Genomic DNA, 9,922 nt, shown 5'->3' with positions numbered 1-9,922 from the left:
GTCCGCACCCGCCTGATGAACACCACACCACGACTCTAGAACCATCCAATTAGTGCGTGAAACCGCCCCAAGCCGACAGCATCACCACAGGTCACAGCCCCGCCATGCCGCAGAGCCCCAGGTCGTGAGCCAACTCAGGTCTGACGGGTCTGATTCTTGCAGATGGGTACGAGATGGTGACCGCTGACCGTGGCGGTGGGCGGTGGGCGGTGGGCGGTGACCGGTTCTACTCCGCTCACGGTGGTGCCGATGGTGCTGTCGATGGTTTCGGGGCCGTGGTGGTAGACTATGGCGGGCTCAACGCCGCGATGCGCTCCAGCGCCTGGATCATCAGTGGCGTTTCCGGGGCCGGGGCGGCCATGTGCAGGGTTAGTCTTCGGGCGTGGCGGGTGATTTTCCCGGCGATCTCGAAGAGCCGGGCCCGCAGCTTCTTCCGTTCCCACCGCCGGGCCTTGCTGTAGGTGAGCCCGATCATCTGGGTCCAGGTGATGATCTCGGTGGCTAGCATCACCACGTGGCACCACAGGGCGTTGTCGGCAAACGCGTGGAAGGACAGATTGGCCAGACCGGTGTCTCTGGCCGCTTGGATTCGGTCCTCGCACCGGGCCCGTAGCCGGTGGCGCAGTTCCAGGGCGGCCAGTTGGCCGGTGGCCTGGTGGGTGGCCAGGGCGGTGTAGCGGTGCCCGTCGACATCGGTAATGCGCAGTTGCGCCCCGGGGGGAGGGATCTCCTTGCACACGATCACCCGCATCCCGCCCGACCAGGATGAGAGGTCCAGCATCCCGGTGATATCGGCGACCCAGGCTCCGGCCCGTTCTACCCCGTCGTTGTCATAGGCTCTGCTCCAGGCAGCCTTGGGAACCTGTGGGAGCGCGGCTTCGACGGCTCCGTGGCTGGGGAAGCCGACGGAGTAGGAGGGGTTACGGGAGGTGGCGGTGAGCCAGTCCAGGAACCCATGAGTGCCCCCGGCCAAGTCGGTACGGATCATGATCTTCCGCCCCCGGCCGGTACCTTACCGGTAGCTGTTTCAGGGAGTCCTTCACGACTTGGATATGATCGGCCACCGTGTTGGGCCCGGCATTACCGGCCCGCATCAACACGGCCAGGGGCTCCCCGGTGCCGATGGGCCCGTGATCCACAAACGACATCAACGGGTGGAAGCCGTATCCTTTCTTCCAGGTCGGGCCCTCCTTCACCGAATGCGATGTCCCCAAGGAGGCGTCCAGGTCGATGATCAGCGGGTCCTGCGCGTTGGCCCCGTGCGGCGGCGAGTGTTCTCCGGCGCCATCCCACACGTGGGCTCGGGCCGCCGCGCGGGCGGTGTTGATCGTCGCCAACGCGGCGGCCGGCTTCGCCGTTGTCAGGAGCTTGAACCAGCGGCTGATGCTGGGGTTCGAGGCAACAGCACCGTAGACCTCGGGCTGATTTCGAAGCCGATCCAGATCCGATACGTAGTCCCCGCCGGTGGCCAGCGACAAGGCCAGGTCGGTGAGGATCCTGCCGGGATCATGCCTGGCACATGGTGCCCGCCACGGCTCCACCTCCCGGGGCAATCCCGCCGCCAGCCCACACGCTTTCACCATTGAGGTCAACACCACGCCATCGGCCTGAAACACCACCGCCTCCCCAGCGGCATCGACGCGGATGCGGGGATAGAAACCGGTAGAGTGATTCATCTGAAGGGTGCTCCTTGACGTGCGCTGGAAATGCGGTGTGGTAACTACATTTTCCCGCGTCAAAGCGCCCTTCAGGTTTTAAACACGCGCCAGCCCATGAAAGACCGAGGCTAGAGAAGAACCCGGGGTTTGTTCCCGGTGCTCCCCACTCGGCGACGCTCAAAAGCTCATCGTTCGGGGCCTCGAAAGCCAACCGCACCTGACCCCCGTACGTGCAGGCGGGGTTGAGCTGGATCTTGAAGATTTTGTACAACTGACCCGTCATGTCGCGGGAGGGCAATACCCCAGTTGCATAGGCGTCCCTGGGAAAGACAGCCGCGAAAATTATCACTGCGCGGTCCAGGTCTGCGAGCGCCGCGAGCTGCATCTTGCGGTCAGCTAGCGCGTTGGCAGGGCTTGAAATCCGGCTGCTTCAGTTGTCCGGCCCATACCCCGTAGTTTAGGAGGGGCACGGGAGTGCCGCTTCTTCCGGAAACCATGCCGAAGACGCAAAATCCCTAGGAGGACCTTTGAACTCGAGCGACGTCGTTCCCGGGCACATCGCCGTTCGCGGAGCCCGCGAACACAACCTGCGGGCGCTCGACGTGAACATCCCCCGCGACACCGTGGTCGCGTTCACCGGGATCTCCGGATCGGGGAAGTCCTCGCTGGCCTTCGGCACGATCTACTCTCATTCCCGTCAGCGCTACCTCGAGTCGGTCTCCCCCTACGCGCGCCGGCTCATCGATCAGGGTTCCGCTCCTCACGTGCGGCTCATCAGCGGACTCCCACCGGCGGTGGCCCTGCGCCAGCAGCATGCCGGAAGCACTCGCTCGTCGGTCGGCACCGTATCTCGGATCTCGAACGTCCTGCGCATGCTCTTCTCGCGCTCGGGCACCTACCCCGAGGGTTACCGCCCAGCCGATCTCGCGGGCACCTTCCCCCGCGACGCCGCGCCCCTGGATTCGGACAGCTTCTCTCCCAATACCGCCGTTGGTGCCTGCCGCACCTGTTCGGGTATGGGACGGCTCCTCCTGGTTGACATCGACAAACTCGTCGGGGACCCCTCCCTCAGCATTGACGATAGCGCCATCGTCGCGTGGCCCGGCGCGTTCGGCGGTAAGAACAACCGGCGCATCCTCCGGGGGCTCGGCATCGATATCGACGCGCCGTTCGAGTCACTGCCCACCGACACGCGCGAGTGGGTCCTCACCACGGACGAGCAACCCACCGTTCGCGTCGATGATCGCTACAACGGCACGTACATGAGCCCCAAACGGTGGGTTGAGCACACCTTTGCAGATTCGCCGTCGGCCCGAATGCGGGCGACGGCCGCCTCCTTCATGACGGACCAGCTGTGTCCCGTTTGCCACGGCAAGCGCCTCAATCCGGAAGCACTCGCGGTCACCATCGCCGGTGTGGACATCGCCGACGCCGCTCGCCTCCCCCTTGCCGACCTCGCTTCGTTCCTCGACGACGCTCGCACCCACCCGGCGACCGACGAGCTCTCCGTTGAACGCCGGCAGGCCGCCCTCGCGCTCATTGATGTCCTTCAGGACCACATCAAGACCATGATCGATATTGGGCTCGGCTACCTCGAGACCGCGCGGCCCACCTCGACCCTGTCGAGCGGAGAACTCAAGCGGCTGCACCTGGCGACACAGTTGCGCAGCGGACTCTTCGGCGTCCTCTACGTGCTGGATGAACCTTCGGCCGGACTCCACCCCTCCGACCTCGAACTGCTCCTCGGTGCGCTGCAGCGGCTCAAGGACGACGGCAACACGGTCTTCGTCGTGGAGCACAACGCGCAGATCATCCGCACTGCGGACTGGATCGTGGACCTCGGCCCGGGTGCGGGCCGCTACGGCGGGCGCGTGCTCTACAACGGCCCGTCGGACGGTCTGGACTCGGTCGAGGAATCCGTCACGGCCCGCTATCTCGGCCCGAATGCCCCGCAGCCGCCGGGCGCGAACGCCCCGCGTCAACTTGGGGACTGGATCGAACTGCAAGGTGTCACTGGGCACAACCTCTCCGACGTGGACATCAAGGTGCCGCTGCACGCGTTCACGGCGATCAGCGGGGTCTCCGGATCGGGCAAGACCACCGTTCTCACGGCTCTCGCCAATGCGGTACGCGCGCACCTCGACGCGGGTGACGCCCAGGCGGATGAGGAGCGCAATCCTGACTCCGTCGAGGTCGCCAAAGAACTCGTCAACGGCGCTCCCGTCTGGGACCTGGGCAGCGATGGTCTGGAGACCGCGTCCACTTCCGGCTTGAACGGCGTCGACCGCGTGATCCTCGTAGACCAGCGTCCGATCGGGCGGACCTCCCGTTCAACGCTGGCCACCTACACCGGACTGTTCGACGGCGTTCGCAAGCTCTTCGCCACGCAGCCCGGGGCCAAACAACGTGGCTTCGGGGCCGGCCGCTTCTCCTTCAACCAGCCCGAGGGTCGGTGCCCCACCTGCCTGGGTGACGGCGAGGTGAGCATCGAGCTGCTGTTCATGCCCACGGAGACGGCGCCGTGCCCCGACTGCCACGGCAAGCGGTACAACCCCGAAACCCTTGAAGTGACCTACCGCGACCGGACGATCGCGGATGTGCTGGCCATGACCGTCGACGAGGCGGCCGACTTCCTTGACGACGTGCCCAAGGCATCTGCAATCCTCACGCTGCTGCAGAACATCGGCCTGGGCTATGTCAGTTTGGGTCAGAGTGCGCCGACCCTTTCCGGTGGTGAGGCTCAGCGCATCAAACTGGTCTCGGAACTGCATCGCTCATCACGCGGTCACAGCCTCTACATCCTGGATGAGCCCACGACCGGACTCCATCCCGCGGATGCCGATCTGCTGGTCGCGCAACTCCAGTTGCTGGTGGACTCGGGTAACACCGTGGTGATTGCCGACCACGATCTACGGACTCTCAGTGTCGTCGATTGGATTATCGACATGGGCCCGGGCGCAGGATCTGACGGGGGCTCCGTGGTCGCCTCGGGGACGCCTGCCGAGCTGTTGAAACGGGCGGACAGCCGCACCGGGGTATACCTCGCGCGTCGTGCTGAGACAACGGAGCACTCTGAATGAATTGCACCTGCTGCAGGAGACTCAACGCTTGCGCTGGCGTCCATGGGGGTAGCGACGGCCCAGGATCCCGTGTTGGATTGCAGTCCTTCCTCCCCACTGGAGGAGACGCTGGCCGGGCTCACAGGCTTCGAACCGGCGCTCCCTGGAGGATCCTTCCGATTTCCTGATTCCGCCAATTGTCTCAGAACTTGCGAATCCCCTTGTGTATACAAGTAACCACGAGGTTTGCTTGCTTCGGGTGTCGATTGTTGGTGGCGGCCGTGGCTGGTGATTTAGATGGGTATCTGATGAGTTCCAATGCGGAGGAAAGTGGCCAACGATCAGCCTCACGTCTCGGAATTCACGGCTTATGTATCGTCTGCCGGACAACAGTCTCAGAACCTCAACCGCTATATCACCCGAAACACAGGCGGCGAAAGTCGGAGTGCTCAAGACGAGCCACGGGAGATTTCTATGATCTCCAAGAAGATTGAGAGTAGACCAAGATGCAGAAAGAGACCAGATGGATATCGATAAGCGGCCGAACAGCAGCGAAGAGCGCGGCGGAGAAGATGCTCCGTCTCCACATGGGCAGGTCCACGAAGCTCCTGTTGAGACAGAACGACCATCTACTCACGTGACGAAAGTCAGCACATCGGCGCTTGAGGACGTAGCCCGAGTGGCATCTCCTGCGTGGTTGGAGCAAAACGAGCGCATCAGAAAGCTCGTGATCCAGGCGACCCGTCCAAGGATTCTAGAATCGACGCAGCGAACGAACAAGTTCATAGAGAGCTTCGTGACGCCGCAATCCCTGGCTTCAATCCAGATAAGCCCCTTCACGAGCACTTCCAATTCGCTCGCTGGCGGCGCATTAAAGGATATCGGGCTTTCCTCTGCGCTTCGTGGCGATCTTTTCAAGCATCAGTCCCTGAACCTGGATGCAATCGCTCGGTCGACAACAGAACGTGCCGGGTTCTCGCTAACTTCGGGCCTGAAAGTGTCCGACTCAGTCACGTCAATGTTCTCGAAACTTATCGTCGACACGGCTGGTGTTGGTCTAGCATCATCTGTCTTGAGCAAGATGGCCGCGAGAATCGAGGGGCCTACGGTCGCCAAGCTCGGCGTCGATGCTACAACAGATCTCTCAAAAGGTTTGGCAACTCGGTTCTCTGCACAAGATCTCGGGATTGCCCGTGCCATTTCAACTCAGAAGTTGGCAGACACGAGCGGGATCGCGCACCTCATTAACACTGACAAACTGATGAGTTCGTGGCGCCAGACGCTACTCGCCGAACCCACCGCTCGATCGCTAGTCGGCACAGTCAAGCTTCCCGAAGGCAACGCCGGCTTGCTACGCGACATCGTGGGCATCAACGCCACAACCTCGAGAGTCGTCGCTCAGTTTGCAACCCAAAATAGATCCACGATGCTCTCGCCAGCGCTGAGCGCGAGACCTACACGGGCGCTGCGTAGATATCTATCCGGGATCTCCGTAGCCCCGGATGTTGATGATCTCGCATTTGCTACGCACGCTAGCCGAGGTATTGCAGGCATCACCGCCGCCGATCTCCTGATCTCCACGGGAAGGATCGACGAAGATTCGAGCAAACTTCTCGAAGACGAGGTGGTCAAGCCCTGGCTCACGTCACCACAGAACGCTCGTCAAGAGCTACTCAAATCCTTGGGTGAAGTCGACTCCCAAATCCCAGAGCTCTTGGAAGCTGCCTGGGCGCAGGTCGAGTTGAACGGGCCGGCCGCGGTAGCTATGGCATCGCACGCTGCCGTGGAGGTGCTTGATCGGACACTACGGGCACTGGCACCAGACGATGCTGTCCTCGCGGAACATGAGACAGGACGACTCCATAAGGACTCGGTATATATGAAGGATGGAAAACCTGCACCGACCCGTGCCGGCCGCGTCGCATATGCGGTCCAGAGGTGCCATCCTGGTGAAATTAAGCTCATTGTTGCTCAGACGAAAGCGCTAGCAGTGTCCGTTAGCACTCTCCAGAACTTCTTCCAGGCTGGCAAGCACCAATCCGAAGGCACCGTCGGGCTTGTTCGCATGCACCTGGTATCAGTGGAGGCTACGCTGACTCAACTGCTTTACCGGGAAACCGACGGGTCTGCTGCACGATCAGGTGACAGTGGTTAGTTAGGCAGCCTGATCGGCTGGTGTGGTCATGATTGTCTCGAACTCAATGGGGGGCAAGCGGCCGAGGCGGTCTTGTCTGCGCCGGCGGTGGTAGGTCCGCTCGATCCAGACCACGATCGCGATCCGGAGCTCTTCCCGGGTGGCCCAGACTCGGCGGTCCAGGACGTTCTTTTGCAACAGTGAGAAGAAGCTCTCCATGGCGGCGTTGTCACCGGCTGCCCCGACGCGGCCCATCGATCCGATCATGTCGTGGTAACTCAGAGCACGAACGAATTTCCTGCTTCGGAATTGGGATCCTCGGTCGGTATGAACGACGCATCCGGCCACGTCGCGTCTGGCGAGGGCGTTGTTCAGCGCTGTGACCGCGAGGCGGGATTTCATGCGCGAGTCGATCGAGTAACCCACGATGTGGTTGGAGTAGACGTCCTTGAACGCGCAGACGTAGAGCTTGCCCTCATTGGTCTTGAGTTCCATCCATCGCACGCACCTCTCGATCAGAGTGTTGCGACGATGGCTGGAACTCAAGCCCGGGAAGGCAAGATCTACTGCGCAGCCGTGCTGGACGCGTGCAGCCGCAAGATCATCGGCTGGGCCATCGACTCCAAACAAGACTCCACCCTAGTCGTGAACGCACTGGACATGGCGATCCGTGCACGTCAGCCCGGGCCCGGAGGGATCGTTCATGCGGATCACGGAGTCCAGTTCACCTCCTGGGTCTTCACCCAGAAGATCCGCTCCGCGGGCCTGCTGCCCTCGTTCGGAACCGTCGGCGATGGTCTCGACAATGCGATGATGGAGATGCTCCTATCGGAGTCAAGAGGGCATCGGGGACGCTTCGAGGACGCGAAACACGTGGCGGGCGTAGTAGCGCTTGAGACAGCGCATCGCCTCGCGTTTGGTCTTGCCCTCGGCGATCCGGCGCGCGAGATAGGCCTTCGTGGGCGGATGAACCTTGGTGCGGATCAACACGGCCTGGTGCAGAGCGCGATTGAGCTGACGATCTCCGCCGCGCGAGAGCGGGTGGCGGGTCTGTGTCTGCCCCGACGTGGCCTCCAACGGGGCGGCACCGGCCAAACGGGCGAACGCGGATTCGCTGCGGCAGCGCCCGGGGTGGGACCAGGAGATCAGGATCTGGGCGGCGAGCAGGGTGCCGATGCCGGGCTCTTCCAGAAGTCGCGGCGACATGGCCTTGACCAGCGGCAGCATGGCAGCTTCGAGTTCTTCGCATTCGCGGGTCAGCTCCGTGATGCGCGTAGCCGTGCTGCGCAATGACAGTTTGGTCGCGGCCAGTTCAGGGTCGGTGGCGGTATCGGGGCGCAGTCGCCGGCACCGGGTGAGCAACTGTCCCAACGGACGACCACGCAGTTCGGCACGCAGTTCCTCGGGGGCGGTGACGACGAGGGCTTTGAGGATGTTGATCGCCGCCACGCGGGCGAGCTTTGCGCTGTCACGGGCGACGATCAGCGTGCGCAGCCCTTCTCGGGCGCCCCGGGAACGTGGGGTGGACCAGCTCGAGCGCCCCAGACTTTCCCTGGCCGCACGGACCGCGTCAAGCGTGTCGGATTTCGCGCCGTCCTTGGTGGCCCGCTTGGTGGGGTGGTCGAACTCGATGACGAACTCCCCGGCCTCAGCCAGTGCGGTGGCCAGACCCGCGCCGAAACTGCCGCTGGACTCGATCGCCCAAGCTCTTCGAGACGGGCTCGAATAGTCTCCTGCCCATCGTTGCGCGGCCCGGTAACCCCGCCCCGTAGCCGGAAAAGTTCTGGCCGCCAGCTCGCCTTGGGTCTTGGCGCATACGACCGCGGCCGTGATGCGATCTCGGTCGGGATCCACGCCAATGACGTGTTCCACCAGGTCTTCCAACATGATGTCCTCCATTCGTTCGACGGTGACCGCCGGCGAATGAGGCAGGACTGTGATGAGTCACCCGAGGGGACAAGCTCCTGATCAAGCCATCGGTAGTCGGCGGGCGACGAGCGGACATATCTCTCAATGAGGACACCGAACGGGGTCGGTCATTCTGTGAGTCACACCCGTCGACACCACCTTGCCGCGCGGCATGCACCCAGCGTCACAGTCGTTCTGGTCGACGTTGCAGATCGAGCTGTTGAACCGGACGAAGTGGAAGACCCGGATCGAGCTGGCGAACGCGATCTTCGAGTACATCGAGGTGTTCTACAACCGTCGACGCCGGCACTCCTCCCTCGAGTACGCGACACCGCACGACTACGACCTCGCCCGCACCCCGCGGGCACTCACCACCACCGGAAGCTAGCGATCGAGAGTGGAAACCAGGCCATAGGTCAGGTCAGGTTGTCACCTATCCGTGCAGCAGACCCTTCCAGGCAAACCCACTCGGCTAGCCATGTCCGATGCCACCTGTTCCGACACCAGACCCGAACGCTTACGCAAAGACCCTTGCCGTCCGCCGCAGGTCCGCGCAAGCAGCGCGTTGCACCTTCATGCCCGACGTGTGCATGGAGGAGTATCTCGATTCAGCTTGTGAGCTTATGGGTGGGAGTTTGACGGGCCGCTGCAAAAGAGCTCTCTAAGAGGACGGTCCGGCATGGTATCTCGATACTTTCCCCTCGATGTTATACGTGGGTAGATCCAATTGATTAGTAGAATTATTGCAGTGGCGTTACTTTGTACTGCTTATAAGCACCCAGGTGAATGGCGTGAAGGCCGCCCACCGCGGCGACAGGTATTAAATAATATACGAAGTCGCCATCAATAATAAAAAATTCATCAATTTCATCCAAACTATAGACGCTGCGTCCCTGGCGTGAGGTTGACAGGTAGACCTTCCATGATGCTCCGGCTCGCACGGTTGTAGTCTTTACCTGAATGCGACGGGGCCTTGATGCGCCATCCACGATCAAGTCGTACCGGCTCGGCTCCAAAGGCCAAGAGACGCTGCACCCACACATGGCAAACCAAGCAGCGGCCAGGAGCGAACCCGCTCGATGCAGGTTATCCGGCTCTTCAGAGTTGAGTGTGGGCGCGCCGGTGGTGCGGGGTAGCTGGGGATAGACGTCGAGGTCCTCGAT

At 62.3% G+C, this 9,922-nt stretch carries 4 protein-coding genes and 4 pseudogenes; 4 read left to right on the top strand and 4 right to left on the bottom strand.

All coding sequences use genetic code 11. The annotated features are described in order from the left end of the window. Positions 1-286: 286 nt before the first annotated feature. Positions 287-1,676 (bottom strand): annotated as a pseudogene (locus RF638_RS15660) (IS1380 family transposase). 509 nt (positions 1,677-2,185) lie between these two features. On the opposite strand from RF638_RS15660, the gene RF638_RS15655 reads away from it, so the two are divergent. Together RF638_RS15655 and RF638_RS15650 are read left to right on the top strand one after the other, a co-directional pair. Beyond that, positions 2,186-4,738 (top strand): ABC transporter, encoded by a 2,553-nt coding sequence (locus RF638_RS15655; RefSeq protein ID WP_368842428.1) that lies wholly within the window; start codon positions 2,186-2,188, stop codon positions 4,736-4,738. 502 nt (positions 4,739-5,240) lie between these two features. After that, a complete protein-coding gene (locus RF638_RS15650) occupies positions 5,241-6,872 on the top strand; it encodes a hypothetical protein (RefSeq protein ID WP_368842427.1) in 1,632 nt (543 codons plus the stop codon). On the opposite strand, the pseudogene RF638_RS15645 reads toward RF638_RS15650, so the two are convergent. After that, a pseudogene (locus RF638_RS15645) lies at positions 6,873-7,334 on the bottom strand (transposase); the annotation flags it as partial. Positions 7,335-7,400: 66 nt separating this feature from the next. On the opposite strand from RF638_RS15645, the pseudogene RF638_RS15640 reads away from it, so the two are divergent. After that, a pseudogene (locus RF638_RS15640) lies at positions 7,401-7,670 on the top strand (transposase); the annotation flags it as partial. Positions 7,671-7,685: 15 nt separating this feature from the next. Here RF638_RS15640 and RF638_RS15635 read toward each other — a convergent pair. Then, positions 7,686-8,738, bottom strand: a complete 1,053-nt coding sequence (locus RF638_RS15635; RefSeq protein WP_368842426.1) for an IS110 family transposase — start codon at positions 8,736-8,738, stop codon at positions 7,686-7,688. A gap of 208 nt (positions 8,739-8,946) precedes the next feature. Between RF638_RS15635 and RF638_RS15630 the strand changes: the two are divergent. Further along, a pseudogene (locus RF638_RS15630) lies at positions 8,947-9,147 on the top strand (IS3 family transposase); the annotation flags it as partial. A gap of 352 nt (positions 9,148-9,499) precedes the next feature. Here RF638_RS15630 and RF638_RS15625 read toward each other — a convergent pair. Continuing rightward, on the bottom strand, positions 9,500-9,922 hold a 423-nt coding region (locus RF638_RS15625; protein ID WP_368842425.1), incomplete at its 5' end, for a group I intron-associated PD-(D/E)XK endonuclease.

Source organism: Kocuria sp. CPCC 205235 (assembly GCF_040980905.1).
Taxonomy (GTDB): domain Bacteria; phylum Actinomycetota; class Actinomycetes; order Actinomycetales; family Micrococcaceae; genus Kocuria; species Kocuria carniphila.
Note: the sequence above shows the minus strand (reverse complement) of the source record. Positions and strands in the feature narration are given on the sequence as shown.

Coding starts and splice junctions, on each gene's coding strand:
- RF638_RS15650 (WP_368842427.1), top strand. CDS start 5,241: ATGGATATCGATAAGCGGCCGAACAGCAGCGAAGAGCGCGGCGGAGAA.
- RF638_RS15635 (WP_368842426.1), bottom strand. CDS start 8,738: ATGTTGGAAGACCTGGTGGAACACGTCATTGGCGTGGATCCCGACCGA.